The 15,547-nt window shown below is 40.2% G+C and carries 14 protein-coding genes; 5 read left to right on the forward strand and 9 right to left on the reverse strand.

Annotated features, from left to right (window positions below; genetic code table 11):
• Window positions 1-159 precede the first annotated feature (159 nt).
• Window positions 160-561: a GlcG/HbpS family heme-binding protein gene (locus HUW48_RS18060; RefSeq protein ID WP_182412268.1), complete on the forward strand. Its 402-nt coding sequence runs from the start codon at window positions 160-162 to the stop codon at window positions 559-561.
• Between the two features lie 117 nt (window positions 562-678).
• Here the strand turns inward: HUW48_RS18060 and HUW48_RS18065 are convergent, their stop codons facing one another.
• Entirely contained in the window at window positions 679-1,182 is a 504-nt protein-coding gene (locus tag HUW48_RS18065) for a DUF4126 family protein (RefSeq protein WP_182412269.1), read from the reverse strand.
• A gap of 179 nt (window positions 1,183-1,361) precedes the next feature.
• The gene (locus tag HUW48_RS27350; protein ID WP_262891454.1) at window positions 1,362-1,493 is read right to left on the reverse strand and encodes a hypothetical protein; all 132 of its coding nucleotides are present in this window, start codon (window positions 1,491-1,493) and stop codon (window positions 1,362-1,364) included.
• Window positions 1,494-1,637: 144 nt separating this feature from the next.
• Here HUW48_RS27350 and HUW48_RS18070 point away from each other — a divergent pair, with 144 nt between their 5' ends.
• Both HUW48_RS18070 and HUW48_RS18075 read left to right on the forward strand, forming a co-directional pair.
• Window positions 1,638-2,891: a hypothetical protein gene (locus HUW48_RS18070; protein ID WP_182412270.1), complete on the forward strand. Its 1,254-nt coding sequence runs from the start codon at window positions 1,638-1,640 to the stop codon at window positions 2,889-2,891.
• A gap of 406 nt (window positions 2,892-3,297) precedes the next feature.
• Complete coding sequence (locus HUW48_RS18075) at window positions 3,298-4,521, forward strand: MFS transporter (RefSeq protein WP_182412271.1); 1,224 nt, start codon at window positions 3,298-3,300, stop codon at window positions 4,519-4,521.
• 118 nt (window positions 4,522-4,639) lie between these two features.
• Here HUW48_RS18075 and HUW48_RS18080 read toward each other — a convergent pair whose 3' ends face one another.
• The 4 genes from HUW48_RS18080 to HUW48_RS18095 all read right to left on the reverse strand — a co-directional run bounded on the left by HUW48_RS18080 (window position 4,640) and on the right by HUW48_RS18095 (window position 9,965).
• Entirely contained in the window at window positions 4,640-5,929 is a 1,290-nt protein-coding gene (locus tag HUW48_RS18080; RefSeq protein ID WP_182412272.1) for a M16 family metallopeptidase, read from the reverse strand.
• Between the two features lie 12 nt (window positions 5,930-5,941).
• Window positions 5,942-7,309 carry a M16 family metallopeptidase gene (locus HUW48_RS18085; protein ID WP_182412273.1) on the reverse strand — a complete coding sequence of 456 codons (1,368 nt, stop codon included), beginning with the start codon at window positions 7,307-7,309 and terminating at the stop codon, window positions 5,942-5,944.
• 439 nt (window positions 7,310-7,748) lie between these two features.
• Window positions 7,749-8,300, reverse strand: a complete 552-nt coding sequence (locus HUW48_RS18090; RefSeq protein WP_182412274.1) for a YfiT family bacillithiol transferase — start codon at window positions 8,298-8,300, stop codon at window positions 7,749-7,751.
• Window positions 8,301-8,540: 240 nt separating this feature from the next.
• The gene (locus HUW48_RS18095) at window positions 8,541-9,965 is read right to left on the reverse strand and encodes an MATE family efflux transporter (RefSeq protein ID WP_182412275.1); all 1,425 of its coding nucleotides are present in this window, start codon (window positions 9,963-9,965) and stop codon (window positions 8,541-8,543) included.
• A gap of 417 nt (window positions 9,966-10,382) precedes the next feature.
• Here HUW48_RS18095 and HUW48_RS18100 point away from each other — a divergent pair, with 417 nt between their 5' ends.
• A complete protein-coding gene (locus tag HUW48_RS18100) occupies window positions 10,383-10,874 on the forward strand; it encodes a hypothetical protein (RefSeq protein ID WP_182412276.1) in 492 nt (163 codons plus the stop codon).
• Between the two features lie 529 nt (window positions 10,875-11,403).
• The gene (locus tag HUW48_RS18105) at window positions 11,404-12,681 is read left to right on the forward strand and encodes an MFS transporter (RefSeq protein WP_182412277.1); all 1,278 of its coding nucleotides are present in this window, start codon (window positions 11,404-11,406) and stop codon (window positions 12,679-12,681) included.
• An 82-nt stretch (window positions 12,682-12,763) separates the two neighbouring features.
• Here the strand turns inward: HUW48_RS18105 and HUW48_RS18110 are convergent, their stop codons facing one another.
• The 3 genes from HUW48_RS18110 to HUW48_RS18120 form a co-directional block, all read right to left on the reverse strand.
• Window positions 12,764-13,495: an SDR family NAD(P)-dependent oxidoreductase gene (locus HUW48_RS18110; RefSeq protein WP_182412278.1), complete on the reverse strand. Its 732-nt coding sequence runs from the start codon at window positions 13,493-13,495 to the stop codon at window positions 12,764-12,766.
• A 185-nt stretch (window positions 13,496-13,680) separates the two neighbouring features.
• Window positions 13,681-15,393 (reverse strand): sodium:solute symporter, encoded by a 1,713-nt coding sequence (locus HUW48_RS18115; RefSeq protein ID WP_182412279.1) that lies wholly within the window; start codon window positions 15,391-15,393, stop codon window positions 13,681-13,683.
• Window positions 15,390-15,530 (reverse strand): hypothetical protein, encoded by a 141-nt coding sequence (locus HUW48_RS18120; protein WP_182412280.1) that lies wholly within the window; start codon window positions 15,528-15,530, stop codon window positions 15,390-15,392. The genes HUW48_RS18115 and HUW48_RS18120 overlap by 4 nt, the downstream gene beginning before the upstream one ends.
• Window positions 15,531-15,547: the final 17 nt, after the last annotated feature.

Below are 15,547 nucleotides of genomic sequence, written 5' to 3' on the forward strand. Positions count from 1 at the left end.
TTGACCATAAATATAAAATAGAAGGTATGTTCGACCTATTAATTTAGGCAAAAATTTGCTTCCCTTCTAAACAATAAGGTAATTACCTTGTCTTTAAAGCATTCTAGTAAATATACATAGTGCCTCAATTACGTTTTCAAACTTATTATTAAATAAACAATGAGCATAACCTTAAAACAAGCAGAAGCCGCCATTCAGGCTGCCCAACAAAAGGCCCAGGAACTGGGTGTTAAAATGAACATTGCCGTAGTAGATGCCGGAGCCAATTTAACTGCTTTCGCCCGCATGGACGGAGCTTGGCTTGGTTCTTTGGATATATCCATCCGGAAAGCAAAAACAGCGCGCTTTTTTGATATGAACACCGGCGAAATTGGCAAACTCTCCCAACCTGGCGGTCCGTTGTATAATATTGAACATTCTAACGGGGGATTAATTACTTTTCCGGGCGGTATTCCTATCCGGAATAGCGATGATCAAATAATTGGGGCTATTGGTGTTTCGGGAGATTCCGTAGAAAACGATCATACCGTAGCAGAAGCGGGTATTCAGGGAATCCAATAAAAAAGTAAATATCAAGAATAGAGATGCTTTCCGGAGCATTTCTATTCTTGATATTGATGAAAATAGTAAATTTTTCGCCGCTTGGATAGGTCTTTTGGTAGTACTACCTTGCTCGGCTTATACACTTTCTTTCTGGAGGGAAGCTTGGCCCAAAGTTATGCCTAACGATGCCGTAAGTCCATCCTCCAAAAGCGCCCATACCCAATCGGGGGCAGAAGTATTAGCGCTTAATTTGGTCCGCAGATAATAAAAACCATAAGAGGCGGCTAAAGCTCCAACGCCGCCCCATAAAGCTCCTACTTCCTTCGATTGACCATTATGCTGGCTCCAGGCCGATCCAACTAAAGCGCCCGATAAAAGCCTTACCAATAATACGGGAGCGGCAATTCTATTGGGAGCATTTGGCAATTTATCACCAATAATTTCTGTAGCAGCCAAAACCTTTAAAGTAGTAGCAACCCGTTCTGATTGCAGAAAGCCCAGAAATGAATTCGATAAACTTGCATCTGGTGATTTAGAAAGAAAATGACTGGTGAAAGCAAGAGCCGATAAGCTGCGCATACCAGCCATTGCTCCCCAGTCGAAAGCTTGCCAATTAACAGTATAAGATGTAGTTGCCATATATAATAAAGATTATAGATACTCATATACGGCAAACCTTAATATTCCAACACGTGAAATCTTAAACTTTTAAGAACTAACAACTTAAATTTAGTTGACCCTTCACTTACTATTTGCCTCTATCCGATAAAAAGTAATATCCTGATTATCCATATTTCTCTCGGCAACTAATTGCATACCTAGTCGCTCTCATTCTTTTTAGAAGCCAGATGCGGCGAGTTGCAGGTAGCACCAAATAAGTAAAATGTAATTGTGTAAAAGCATAATTTAGTACCGCCTGTTAAGCGGTCAGTTTCCAGAGTTATGTTCATTGTTATTTCTAAAATTTTATTTTACAACAAGCAACTTACTCGTACTTTTTGTTATTATTTTCTTTTTTAGAAGTTATACCAATAATCTTGTAACAAGTTATTAAGTAAACCGTTACATGCTCGGGCAACAAAGAAACGTGGGGCATGGAACAAAAACTACTAGTTGTATTTATCTTCTTATTTGGGGGACATTCTCTATGGGCGCAAACCCCAGATTCTTCTAAAACAGAACCACCTAAATTATTCCTCAACTGCCCCGGAAATTGTTTTCAGGATTTTGTTAAAACTGAACTTTCGTTGTTTGATATTGTACGCGATCAGGCTCAGGCTGATATTCAAGTACTAGTAATTGATGCCGATAATGCAGGTGGTGGAAAGCTGTATACCTTAACGTTTATTGGTCAGAATCATTTTCAGGAACTTCAGGATACGCTTACTTTTTCTACCAAAGCTTCCGACACCGAAGCTATTATTCAAAAGCAACTTATTCAAAAACTGAAACAAGGATTAATTCGCTATCTGGCCCGTACTGATTTAGCCGATGAGATTACTTTAGAATTTAAAAAAAGAACTCCGGAGGAAGCCATGGTAGCCCAGGACAAGTGGAACTACTGGGTATTTACGCCTAACATCAGCGGTACTTTTCAGGGCGAAAGCAATTCAAAATCAATGTCGCTGGATAATTCTTTTTCCGCTAAACGAATTACCAATAAAGCACGCGCCAGCCTGGATGGTTACTTTAATTACGATAATAAAAAATTTAAGGTAAATGAGAAGGACGTGGCCGTAGGTTACACCAGTTACGGATTAGATGCCCGCTACGTAAAAAGCTTTACCGAACATTGGTCCAGTGGGCTTATTTATTCGTTTTATCACTCCGTGTACGAAAATATCCGGACCTCGCAGCGCTTAGCTCCCGCCCTGGAGTATAACTTATTTCCTTATTCCGAGAATATCCGGCGGCAGTTCCGGTTAGCCTACCAGATTGGTTATAACCGGGTCTCTTTCCTGGAAGAAACTGTTTATAACCGTACCCGTCAACTTATTCCTTACCATAAATTTTCGGTAGTGGTAGATTATACCCAAACCTGGGGCAATGTAAATACCGTTTTAAATGCATCCACCTTTCTCAACGACTTTCAACGTAACCGCTTAAGCCTGGATAATCAACTTACTATTCGGGTGGCGGAAGGATTATCGGTAACCCTTTCAGGTTCGGTTTCGCTTATTAACGACCAAATTTCATTGGCAAAAGCTACCGGCGAAGAAGACGTTATACTTTTAGGCGGACGGCAATTGCCCACTAAGTTTTTTTACTATTCGCAAGTTGGCATTAGTTATACGTTTGGCTCCACAAACAATTCCGTTGTGAACGTCCGCTTAAATCAAATTGACTAATCCATTAATTTATAAGGATATGAATTAAATAAATTTAAGCCATTCGGTCCTTCAGGAGAAAACTATTTAGCTACATGGCATATAAGTTCCTCTTGAACGACAGTTATAGAAAATTCGGATTTGTTTTAAGTTGATTTTGTTTCATGCTACCTTTTTTAACCTTTGTTTAATTAGGTTAAGATTCTATAATACCAGAAAAATCATTTTCCCAACTTTTTTTACCTAAAACAATATCTTTCCCCGGTTGAAATATTTAGACGAGGTATTTTTTATAATACCTTTACAGCATTATTTGACCGGAAAGCTCTAGCATTATATTTAAAATTTGTGCTGTAAAGGCGATTTATCCTTTACGAAACAATTGCCATAACAGCTATGCTTTCCGTATAACCGAATATTTTGTGTTATGAAGAATACTCTTACCGAAGAAACATCTTTGCCTAAGCAAATTGCGCAGCAAACAGTTTTTCCGATTCTTTTTGCTATTAGCTTTTCGCATTTGCTCAACGACACTATGCAATCGCTGATTCCGGCAATATACCCTTTACTGAAGAATTCTTTTCGCTTAGATTTTACTCAGATCGGTTTAATTACGCTTACCAACCAGTTAACCGCTTCTATTCTGCAACCGTTTGTAGGACATTATACCGATAAAAAGCCCCAACCTTATGCATTGGTAATTGGTATGGGCTTTACTTTAATTGGTTTATTGTTGTTATCGCGGGTTACTAATTTCGGATTGATTTTGCTATCGGTTGGTTTAGTGGGGGTGGGCTCCTCTATTTTTCATCCGGAAGCCTCGCGTATGGCGCATTTAGCTTCGGGTGGCCGGCGGGGAATGGCGCAGTCACTGTTTCAATTGGGTGGTAACGCGGGCAGTTCGCTGGGCCCTATACTAGCAGCCTTAATTATTGTACCTTACGGACAGACTAATTTGGGTTGGTTTTCGCTGGCTGCTTTACTGGCTATGTTGGTATTAAGTTGGGTAGGTACCTGGCAAAAAAATCACACGGCAAAAATAAAAAAGAAAGTAGTAGCCGCTCCCATAGAAACGCGCCTGCCTATATCCCGGAACAAGGTTATCGCGTCGCTGGTGATTTTACTTATTCTTATTTTTTCGAAGCACGTGTACCTGGCCAGTATGACCAGTTATTTTACTTTTTACCTGATCGATAAATTTCACTTGTCGGTGCAAAGCTCTCAGATGTATTTGTTCGTATTTTTATTTTCGGTAGCGGCGGGCACTTTTATCGGTGGTCCTATTGGTGACCGATTCGGGCGGAAATACGTAATTTGGGGTTCCATTCTGGGGGTAGCGCCCTTTACGTTGCTGCTGCCTTACGCTAATTTATTCTGGACGGGAGTGTTAATTGTGTGTATCGGAGTAATACTTTCTTCTGCTTTTTCGGCTATTTTGGTGTATGCCCAGGAACTGGTACCAGGTAAAGTTGGCCTTATTGCCGGATTATTCTTCGGATTTGCTTTTGGTATTGCCGGTATTGGTTCCGCCATCCTCGGTAAAGTAGCCGACCAAACCAGCATTAATTTTGTTTTTAAAATATGCTCCTTTTTACCTTTAATTGGTTTATTAACTACTTTTTTACCAAACCTGGAAAAAAAGAAATCTTAACCTCTGGGATTTTAATCAGTTGTAGAAAATTTCAAGCTTATTAATAAAAATTCTATACTCACAATAAAAAGGCTGACTTGGATTAAAGTCAGCCTTTTTATTAAAATTTTTGATTCTTTTATTTTTGATTAAAAGCTTCTTTCGCTAATTGTTTATCGCCTAAATAAGCCCACCGAATGCCCTTGGTATATTTTTGAAAAGCAACATTCATTTCTTGGGTGGTAACGTTATTTATTTTACTTAACAAATCTTCGCTCAATTTCCAGTCGCCTAAAATTTCGGACTCTCCTAAACTTTTTACTAAAGACCGGGAGCTTTCCTGGGTATGATAATAACCTTGTTTTACACTTTTCTTTAATAAAGTCAGCAACTCAGCCGATACTTCGCTCTGGCGCATTTTAATGTACTCGCTGGCAATAGTTAGCAAAGTAGCTTTGGGATTAGTAGAACTGGCGTACAGGGTAGCATAAGGTAACTGGCCGATATTAAGGCTTGCTCCCGGATCGTAAGATAGATTTTGCTTAATTCTTACTTCCTGAAAAATCCGTCCGCTTAAAGCTTTTATGGTTAACAGATAAGCCGGAAAATCCGGGCTAGTCATGGCTGGTGCATTAATTAAACCACACATGTAATTAGTAGCTAATTCGCGCTGCTCCCAAACCAACCGTTGCTCCTGAAAAAGCGAGTTAGTATACACATAAGGCGTATAGGGCTTATTGGGTAAAGTGGAGAAAGATTCTTTAATTTTTTGTTCCAGGTCTTCGCGCGAAATTTTACCGGCCACTACCAAAAACATCCGGTTTTTATTTAGTAAATGTTGATAATAGTAATTTTTAACGCTATCAGCAGTAAATTTAGAGATAGTTTCTTCTTCGCCCAACGGGCTTTTCGCGTAAGGTGTACCGGCAAAACTTAATCCTATAGCTAGCTGCGCCAGCCGATCTTCGGGATCAGAGGTGTGGCTCCGGATAGCGGCCATTATCCGATCTCGTTGCATAGCAAAAGGTTTAGAATCAAAGGTAGGAGTTAAAATTGCCTGGCTCCATAAGTTCCAGCCTTCGTTAAAATTACCGGCCACGCAATCCAGGGTAATAGTACCATAATCGTAGCCCGAATGTCCCGAAATATCAATGCCGTGTTCATCGGCCATATCGCGAAAAGTTTCTTCTTTATATTTTTGGGTACCCCCAGTAGTAGCGGCACTCAAAGTTAAGTTCTCTAAGCCTGCCTGAGCTAAAGTAAAATTAGTAACTCCACCCCGGTAAAACATACTTACACTAATGGTTTCTTTTTGCGTACGTTTAAAAATTACTTTTAAGCCGTTTACCGTAAACGTTGTTGTTTCGGACTGGGCGGCAACGGTGAGGGAGAGTAAGCTGATAAAAAGCAATAAGTAAATATTTTTCATGCCCGGAGGGTATTAATTTTCTTTAAAAAATTCGGTTGGTTTAAGTTCCCGGCTCATAGCGCTGTTAATCAACAGGCCGGCACAATAAGGTTTATTTTTAATGTATTTCCGCACGTAAGCCTGCAAATCGGCTTTAGTTACTTTGTTCAGGTTTTCCTGGTAAGTAGTATAATAATTTACCGACGACGAAGCCCACCAGAACGATAAAGTATGCGCGTATTCTTCGGTTATTTCGTTTTGCTGAACCTGCTCAATGGCCAGCAAACGTTTGGCGCGTTCAATTTGCTTATCGGTAAAGTAATCCTCCGAGTCCCACAAGGCAATTTGCTTTTTCATTTCGGCCAGGCATTCCTGAATCCGGTCGGGATTGGGAGTCACATAAAAAGTAATCGGCCCCACGTACTTTTGGGTGTAATAATTTACGCCGGTACTTAAGGCCAAACCCGAAGCTTCCAGCGACTCAAACAACCGAGAGGCTTGTTGGTTAACAATAAAAGAAAAAACATCCGCGGCAAATGTACCGGCTACATCATTACGGGTATCGGGGCCATGCCACGAAAACATAATACTAGGCACCTGAGCTATATCCGATTCAACCACGAAATAATCTGTTTTAGTTAAAGGTTTAAACTCCGGCACAGGCCATTTCTGAAAAGGATCAAACTTAGAAGCAGACCAACTCCCAAATACTTTATTCGCTTCGGCAAATGCCTTTTCGTGGTTTATATCGCCGGCAATTACTAAAACAGAATTATTGGGGTAATAATATTTGTCTTTGATAACTTCCATCTTATCCGGAGTGGCGGTTAGAATTATGTTGTGGTCGCCGATAACGTGCTTGCGCGAATATAAGTCGCCCCATAAATGACGATCAACGGCATCTTTTAAAGCATAATACGGGTTAGATTCTTTTCGCTGAAATTCAGCATTTACAATTTCGTTTTCCTGCAGCATGTCCTGCTTTTTAAATTTAGGATAACGAATGGCCGAATTCATAAATTTAAGGCCGCCGACTAAATTTTCCTTGGGCAGCGAAAAGTAATAATTCACCAGTTCTTCGCGGGTAGTACCGTTAAAATCAATATCCAGCTCATTTACGCGGTTATGATAGGCTATTTGGTTAGGATAATCTTTGTTTGCTTTAAAAAACAAGTGCTCGTACAAGTGACTTAAGCCATTAAACTCAGGAGTTTCGGTAAATGAACCATTTTTGCAGGCAATTTCTATGGTTACCATGGGTACCGTGTGGTCTTCCACTACCAACATTTCCAAGCCATTAGGCAGCTTCTGGAAAAACATATTAGGCGGCAGTTTTAGTTGAGCCTGAACAGTCCCGATGAATAAACATAAAATAATACTAAGGGTAAAAGTTTTACGCATAAGCAAAATATATTAAACTATGAAAGTGAAGTAATATTTGTACATACGTTTCAAAAAGCGCTCCGAAAATCAAGATCACATATAGAATTTTTAATATTTTAATTACCGGATTCGAAAATTTAGTAAATCCGGATCATGCATGCGTTAGGAAGGTAATAATGAGGATGGAAGCAAGAGGATTTACTACCGTTTATAAATATCAGGAGTGAGCGATTAGCTCAAAGTCTGGTGAGCTAATCGCTAATATTATATATTGCTTCGAACAACAAGCTTTTCTAATGGCCGCTTTTGCTTCGGGTAGACTTTTAGATGATTAAAGAAGTAATTTGCTAAAAAAAGTATAGCAAAAATTATAGCATTATAGCGGTAGAGTTAACTAAGAATTGTTCTTCATGGATTTTACCAGGCTAAGTACACTCCTGCAATTTTACTGAGCCAACTATAACTCAGCACCTACTTTTAGTTCTTGCGGCTGCTTCCCTAAGGCTAGTTCGATGTGGCCTAAATGATGGCCTACGTGCCAGGTGGCCATGTGCAGTAATTGTTTTAAACTTAAATCTAGTTTCCGGGCAGCGTGGTAGTACGTTTTAGAAAGCGTTTGTTCATCTAATGTTTTTAGTAAATGAATATACCGTTGGTTTACGCCTTTAAAGATCAGCAAGGAACTATTAATAGGTAGCTGCGTAGAATCGGGCAAAGCGGCCCAATTATCCATCCGGATTAAGGTTATTTCGTAATTTTCTTCGGTAATAGCTTTTTTCAGGCGCAAAAAGTTAAGCAAATGAATATCTGCTACGTGGTGCACCAGTTGCTGCACCGACCAGGCACCTGGCCGATAGGTTTTTGTTAAATCTGCTTCGGAGGTGTTAGCCATTAATTCTTCGTAAAGTGCCGGAGCTTTTTCTAAATATTGCAGCAGAGCGGCATTTTCTTCGGGAGTATAATCTGGTTTAGGTTGAAAACGGCCAATGGGGTACTGCAAGTGTTCCATGTTATCAATTATTTTGGAAGAGCGATTTACTAAAATTTCAGAAAATTTAATACTGGTTTATGGGCTTTTATCCAAGTAAAATCGAGTTGAGAAACAAAGCTGGCAGAATAGTAGATGCTCTTTTTACTTGTAGTACTTTGGTAAAAACCATTGCTGATTTGCATTAAAAACCCGGCAAGTTCTTACAACTTGCCGGGTTTAAACTTGAAAAGCTTCTAAAATTAACTTTTAACTTGTAACCTACACCTTAATCTTTTTCCATTTTCCTTTTCGGAAAAGAACAACGCTGGCTAAGGTTATAGATGTTTCGGAAATGGGTATGGCAATAAACACGCCCGTTGGCCCTAATTCCATCGTCTTCGCCAGAAAATAGGCTAGCGGAATCTGAAACAACCAGAAGCCGAAAAGATTTACCCAGGTGGGTGTCCAGGTATCGCCGGCTCCGTTAAAAGCATTGATTAACACCATACCAATTCCGTAGAAAATATACCCCAGGCTCATAAATCGAATGGCCTGTACCGCTACTTCCTGAATTTGCGGATCGTTGGTAAAAAAAGAAACAAATAACCGGGCTCCGGCCAAACTAAGTACCGTAATAACCGCCATAAATATTACATTGTACTTAGCGGTTTTAATTACTGAATCTTCGGCTCTTTGTACTTGTTGGGCCCCTAAATTCTGGCCTACTAACGTAGAAGCAGCGTTGCTTAAGCCCCAGGCTGGCAGCATAAAAAACATCAGGAGCCGCAAGGCCGTTTGGTAACCCGCCGAACCATGGTCGCCGCCGGTAGTAGCCACTAATTGCGCCAGAAATATCCAGCTACACGAAGCAATTACAAATTGCAACACGGCCGGTGAAGCAATTTTAACTAATGATTTAATTTGCTCCCAATCCGGAATAAAGTGGCTGGCAAATACTTTTAAAATGCTTTTACCATTAGCCAGGTGGTAAATCTGGTACGCTACCCCTAAGCCACGGCCTATAGTAGTAGCCAAAGCTGCTCCGGTAAGTCCAAAAGCAGGTATTGGCCCGAAGCCATTAATAAAAACCGGGCAAAGAATAATATTAGCGGCATTCGCTACCCACAAGCTTTTCATGGCAATAGCAGCGTTGCCAGCCCCCCGGAAAATGCCATTAATCAGGAACAACAGCATAATAAAAATACTGCTTCCCATCATAATTTGCATAAAGGGTGTACCGCGTTGCGCTACTTCCGGCGAAGCTCCCATCCATAGTAAAATATTAGTGGCAAACACTAACCCTACAATACTGATGAAAGTATTTATGGCCAACGCTATTAAAATGGCTTGCATACCCGCCTTGGCCGCCGCTACCGGATCTTTTTCCCCGATGCGCCGGGCTACTACAGCCGTGGCCGCCATACTTATACCAATGGCCAGCGAGTAAATAACAGTTAAAACCGATTCGGTTAATCCAACGGTTTGAATAGCGTAACTACTATTGTGTAAATGCCCCACAAAATACAGATCTACCAAAGCAAATACCGACTCCAGGATCATTTCGAGTACCATGGGAATGGCGAGCAATATAACCGACCGACGAATACTACCAATAGTATAATCTATTTCGCCCCCGTATAAAGATTCTTTAAGTAAGGAATAGAAAGCAGACTGCTTTCTCTGGGTTTTGACAGTTTGCGACATGTTAAAAAGAAAAAATGATTGAATAAAATAAGGAGGCACAATGCTAAAGCATGGCCTTACAGATTAACTAAGAAAGGAATGGAGCCCTATAGAAAAGGGAGGGCTGCTAAAACAATCATCGTTCTTCGCATTTGACGCGCAAATATATGTTTTTTAAATACTTACGCGCAAGATAATTCTTTAAAATTTTTTATTGGATACATCTAATAGTAACAATAAGGGTATAAAAAATAGCCTTACGGCATCTTATTTACCGTAAAAATCCGGCGCTCGAACAATAGAACTATCCGCCACTTCAAACGTAAAAGCAGGAACTTTTAACTTTTAAATCAAATAATTTACCTACACATCAGGCAGATTCAAAAACTAATTTACAATATTCTAAGTGTCTAAAAAGAACCTGAAAAAGTAATTACCATGACGACCAAGGCAATTTTAAATGGACTAGCAGCAGGGTTAGTGGGGGTAGCAGCCATGACCCTGGCCGAAAAAATAGAGCAATTAATTACTAAACGGCCCAACTCTTACGTACCTGCACATACTTTAGAGCGATTACTCAATTTACCGCCTAAACCCGACGAAGAACGACTTGCCTTAAATTGGACCATGCACTGGGGTCAAGGTATACTCATGGGCATTGTACGGGGTATAATGGCCGAGTCAGGGGTACGAGGACCGGTAGGTTCGTTTTTGTTTATGAATGTACGTTTGCTTAACGATCAAACCTTAGAGAATGCTACCGGTGTTGGTGCCCTACCCTGGACCTGGCCAAAAGACGAACAAGTGATAGATTTAGTACATAAAGGAATTTATGCGTTTACCACCGGCGCGGTTGCCGATCTGCTCATTTCCGGTCCAGCCAGCGAACCGGTACTTCGCGAAGGTTGGACTGTTGGGGAAAAGCCATAATTATTCTTTTTTTTTATAATGAAAGCCCTTTAGGCAACAAAATACTATTCAGGGGCAAGTTCAAAGAGCTTGCCCTTGAATAGTATTCATGTTCCTTTACACATCCACGTTTATTTTAAAATCCAACTAAACTTACCCAGCCGCTTTTTCCATTGCGTTCTTTTACTTAAGCTTTCCAAATAAGCAGCATTAACCTTTGCTACCAAAATGTACTTCTATTAGGTTAGATTTGATTTAATTTGCTTGATTACTACCCACCTTATTAATTCAGTTTGCCTCCCACTACTGTAGAGTATTCTTTTTTAACCAACTAGAAATCAATCTGCCTCATCTGTAAACTTAAAAGTATGTAGCTGTTAGTATTTCTTCTTTATATACTTAAAATCAGTTAGTTTAAGTTGAGCCGCTGGCATTTACAATCCATCAAATTTCCACGGAAAACCTCAGTTTCTTGCAGCTTGGCAAAAAAAGGTTTACTTTGATTGCTTTATTTACGAATTACAAACAAAAAAGCATTATCAACATCAACATGGAAAAAACATTGGCTGCTTCGCGGTGGTATCGCTTAATTCCAATAGCTTTTATTACGTATAGTCTGGCTTACCTCGACCGGGCTAATTTTGGATTTGGCGCTGCCAGCGGCATGGCCGCTGATTTAAACATTACTCCTGCTACTTCTTCGTTGTTAGGTTCTTTGTTTTTTTTAGGCTACTTCTTTTTTCAAGTTCCGGGAGCACATTATGCGGCCCATAACAGCGCCAAAAAGTTAATTTTTTGGTCTTTAATCTTCTGGGGAGGTTTAGCTACAGCTACTGGTTTAGTTAGCGATGTCCGGCTCTTAATTGTGATTCGGTTTATGTTAGGGGTAGTGGAAAGCGCAGTAATGCCCGCCATGCTCATTTTATTAAGTAATTGGTTTACTAAAACTGAACGTTCCCGGGCCAACACTTTTTTAATTTTAGGAAATCCGGCTACTATTCTTTGGATGTCGATCTTATCTGGGTATTTAATAAATAGTGTTGGCTGGCGCTGGATGTTTATTATTGAAGGACTGCCGGCAGTAGTTTGGGCTTTCTTCTGGTGGCGATTAGTAGACGATAAACCTACTACCGCTAAATGGTTATCAGAACCGGAAAAACAAGCTTTAGCCGAACAATTACAAGCCGAACAGCAAGGTATTAAACCGGTTAAAAATTACGCCGAAGCTTTTAAATCCCGCACGGTTATTCTGCTAAGTCTACAATATGCCTTTTGGAGCATTGGCGTTTATGGCTTTGTGATGTGGCTACCTTCTATTATAAAAGCGGCTCCCAACATGGATATTGTTAAAACCGGTTGGCTTTCTTCGGTACCCTATGTGCTGGCTATTATTGGCATGTTCAGTGCTTCTTATTTTTCCGATAAAACCTTAAACCGCAAAGCATTTGTGTGGCCGTTTTTACTAATTGGAGCTTTAGCTTTTTATGGTTCTTACGCTATAGGGTCCGATAACTTTTGGTTATCGTTTATCTTATTGGTTTTAGCGGGTGGTGCCATGTATGCTCCTTATGGTCCGTTTTTCGCGATTATCCCCGAAATATTACCTCGGAATGTGGCGGGGGGAGCAATGGCTTTAATAAACAGTATGGGGGCATTGGGTTCGTTTGCAGGGGCCTATATTGTAGGTTACCTCAATAGTGCTACCAATGGTTTTGGAACCTCCTACCTTTTTATGGCTGGTTCGTTACTAGTGTCTGCTATAATAACTTTATACGCTGTAAAAGGCAAACCTACCCAAACACCTGTTCCTGTAAAGCAGGCAGTTTAAAATTTCAGTAAACAGATTAAGGAAAAGAGTACTGAGTAAGTTTATTATTTAGGTAATTGAGCAATAATCAGGTTTAATCCTGTTATTGCTCAATTGCTTCAATCCGGAAAACCACCTCTTTATATTGCTGGTAATTATCTAAAAAGCGTTTCATTTTTTCGGCAACCTCTTCCGGCGGCCTTAAAGTACCCGAACTTTTATACTTCTTAAACTTTTCAACTTCGCTGAACTGGCTTTCATCTACGTCCCGGATGTGGTCTTGCATGGCGGTATCTACCACGCCGGGGGCTAAGGAAAAAACCCGCACATTATTATTTAGCAGCAATTGTTCTTGTTGCACCGTTAACGAAAGCATATCCAAAGCCGCTTTAGAAGCACAATAAGCCGACCAGCCATCTACGGGCCGTTTACCCGCGCCCGAAGTAATATTTAATATAATTTTGGGGCATTTTTCAGAATGATAGGCACTTAGAAAGGTATTTATTAGAATAGCCGGTGCCATTACGTTTACATCAAACACGTAAGAAAAATTATGCGTGGCCTGACTACCCATATACGCCACCTCCCCTACTACGCCTGCATTATTAACCAGCACAATTTTTTCTGCATCTTTCAAAACTGGAAATACTTTGTGCAAGTTATTTTCTAAAGCTACAATATCTGATAAATTTAAAGGCTGATGGTGGTAACGCTGATGGGAAATAGAGCAATTACGCGATACTCCGTACACGTAGTTATGTTCCTCCTGCAACAAGGCTTCGGCTAAAGCTTTGCCAATGCCTTTACTCGTTCCCGTAATGATGTAGTAGTTCATAGTTTTCCTGATGATTGCTCGGATTATATACGCAAACATTCTTATTTCATGCAGATTTAACAAGCTACACGAAGTAATTAGTGGTTTAATAAATTAAAATATTCCGGAAGTAGTTTAAACAAACTTCAGAATATTTTTACGCACCTTATTATTAAATAACTATAATAGGCTTTAACAAAGCGTTACTATTTTTTCAGGGTAAGCACTTGTTGCTTTTGATTTAGGAACACCTGAATAATCAGTCCAAAAATTATTACTAAACCGCAGCCAATAGGGTTCCACCACAAATACGCTATTTTAGTGGTTATGGAAATTATTATAACGGCCGCTTGCGCTAATAAAGCTCCCCAAAAAGCAGCATTAGATTGAATATATTTCACGTAAAAAGCAACTATAAAAATTCCTAAAATTGGTCCGTAAAAGTAAGACCCTAAAAGATTAACAGCCTGAATTAAGTTTTCTAACTGAGAAGCCAGCGTCGCAAATAAAACCCCGGTAATCGCCCACCCAATTGTAAAAATTTTCGACATAAACACATAATGCCGGGAAGAAGCCTCGGGCCGGATGGTGCGTTTATAAAAATCAATAACGGTAGTGGAGCCTAAAGAATTAAGGCCAGCCGCTGTTGACGACATACCCGCACTAAAAATAACGGCAATTAATAATCCTATAAGTCCGTGGGGCAAGTAGGTAATAATAAAAGTAATGAAAACATAATCCGTATCGCGGGTTTCGCCTTTGGGGTCTACTTTCTGCAGCAAACTGCTTACTTGTTTGCGGAGGTCTTTTCCTTGCGTTTCGGTTGTTGTTAGCGCTTGTTGAACGGCATTTATCTGAGCTTCATCCTCTGTTTTTAGAGCTTCTACTAATTGGTTTACCTGTTGCTGCTTTTGCCGGAAATTACTGGAATACTCGGTTTCTAATTGCTTTAGAGCCGGAGCATGCTCCGAATCAATTAATTTATTTTTTTCTACCTGATTAAAGAATATGGGCGGTTGATGAAATTGATAAAATAGAAATACCAGCACTCCAATAAATAAAATCAGGAATTGCATGGGAATCTTTAATAAGCCATTAAACAATACACTTAATCGGCTTTGAGAAATAGATTCCCCGGATAAATAACGCCCTACCTGCGACTGGTCGGCCCCAAAATAAGACAAGGCCACAAACAAGCCGCCCAACATTCCCGACCAGAAATTATACCGGTCATCCCAATCAAAATTAAAATCAATCAGATTGAGTTTGCCCATTTTACCTGCCACCTGAATGGCCTGGCCAAAAGAAATATCGGCTGGTAACATATACATTACGGTAATACCCGCCATTACCATGCCGCATAACATAATGGCCATTTGTTGCTGGTGGGTAACACTTACCGCCCGGGTACCGCCCGAAACCGTATAAATAGTTACTAACAAGCCCATTACTAAAATAGTAATTTGTAAGCTCCAGCCCAGGATAGTAGACAAAATAATAGAAGGCGCGTAAATGGTTATACCCGTAGATAAGCCCCGTTGCACCAAAAACAGGAAAGCGGCTAATAAACGACATTTTAAATCAAAGCGGCTCTCCAGGTATTCGTAGGCCGTGTATACTTTTAACCGGTAATAATTCGGGATTATAGTAGCGGCAATAATGATCATGGCGAGCGGCAAGCCCAGATAAAACTGAATAAACCGCATGCCGTCTTCATAGGCTTGCCCTGGGGTAGATAAAAAGGTAATGGCGCTGGCCTGGGTAGCCATAATGGAAAGTCCCATCATCCACCAGCGTTCCTTATTATCTCCTTTCAGGTAACCTTCAATATTTTTATCGGCCAGCCGGGTTTTCCAAACTCCGTAAGAAACAATAAAAGCCAGGGTTCCAATGAGTACTACCCAATCTATAGTACTCATTTATAAGCTTGGGTTATAAGATAAAATACCAGTACCTGCACCGCTAAACTTACTATTACCAGCCAATACATTCTGTTCCAGGATTTAAAAAAAGGCGGTTTTCCAATGTTAGTTTCTTCGGGTGATGGCTCAAACATGTATTTTATATTTGGGA

The sequence above is a fragment of the Adhaeribacter radiodurans genome (assembly GCF_014075995.1).
Lineage (GTDB): Bacteria > Bacteroidota > Bacteroidia > Cytophagales > Hymenobacteraceae > Adhaeribacter > Adhaeribacter radiodurans.

What these genes read in the sequence shown, in the direction of transcription:
- HUW48_RS18075 (WP_182412271.1), top strand. Translation starts at nt 3,298, where the DNA reads ATGAAGAATACTCTTACCGAAGAAACATCTTTGCCTAAGCAAATTGCG.
- HUW48_RS18110 (WP_182412278.1), bottom strand. Translation starts at nt 13,495, where the DNA reads ATGAACTACTACATCATTACGGGAACGAGTAAAGGCATTGGCAAAGCT.
- HUW48_RS18060 (WP_182412268.1), top strand. Translation starts at nt 160, where the DNA reads ATGAGCATAACCTTAAAACAAGCAGAAGCCGCCATTCAGGCTGCCCAA.
- HUW48_RS18120 (WP_182412280.1), bottom strand. Translation starts at nt 15,530, where the DNA reads ATGTTTGAGCCATCACCCGAAGAAACTAACATTGGAAAACCGCCTTTT.
- HUW48_RS18115 (WP_182412279.1), bottom strand. Translation starts at nt 15,393, where the DNA reads ATGAGTACTATAGATTGGGTAGTACTCATTGGAACCCTGGCTTTTATT.
- HUW48_RS18100 (WP_182412276.1), top strand. Translation starts at nt 10,383, where the DNA reads ATGACGACCAAGGCAATTTTAAATGGACTAGCAGCAGGGTTAGTGGGG.
- HUW48_RS27350 (WP_262891454.1), bottom strand. Translation starts at nt 1,493, where the DNA reads ATGAACATAACTCTGGAAACTGACCGCTTAACAGGCGGTACTAAATTA.
- HUW48_RS18090 (WP_182412274.1), bottom strand. Translation starts at nt 8,300, where the DNA reads ATGGAACACTTGCAGTACCCCATTGGCCGTTTTCAACCTAAACCAGAT.
- HUW48_RS18065 (WP_182412269.1), bottom strand. Translation starts at nt 1,182, where the DNA reads ATGGCAACTACATCTTATACTGTTAATTGGCAAGCTTTCGACTGGGGA.
- HUW48_RS18105 (WP_182412277.1), top strand. Translation starts at nt 11,404, where the DNA reads ATGGAAAAAACATTGGCTGCTTCGCGGTGGTATCGCTTAATTCCAATA.
- HUW48_RS18070 (WP_182412270.1), top strand. Translation starts at nt 1,638, where the DNA reads ATGGAACAAAAACTACTAGTTGTATTTATCTTCTTATTTGGGGGACAT.
- HUW48_RS18085 (WP_182412273.1), bottom strand. Translation starts at nt 7,309, where the DNA reads ATGCGTAAAACTTTTACCCTTAGTATTATTTTATGTTTATTCATCGGG.
- HUW48_RS18080 (WP_182412272.1), bottom strand. Translation starts at nt 5,929, where the DNA reads ATGAAAAATATTTACTTATTGCTTTTTATCAGCTTACTCTCCCTCACC.
- HUW48_RS18095 (WP_182412275.1), bottom strand. Translation starts at nt 9,965, where the DNA reads ATGTCGCAAACTGTCAAAACCCAGAGAAAGCAGTCTGCTTTCTATTCC.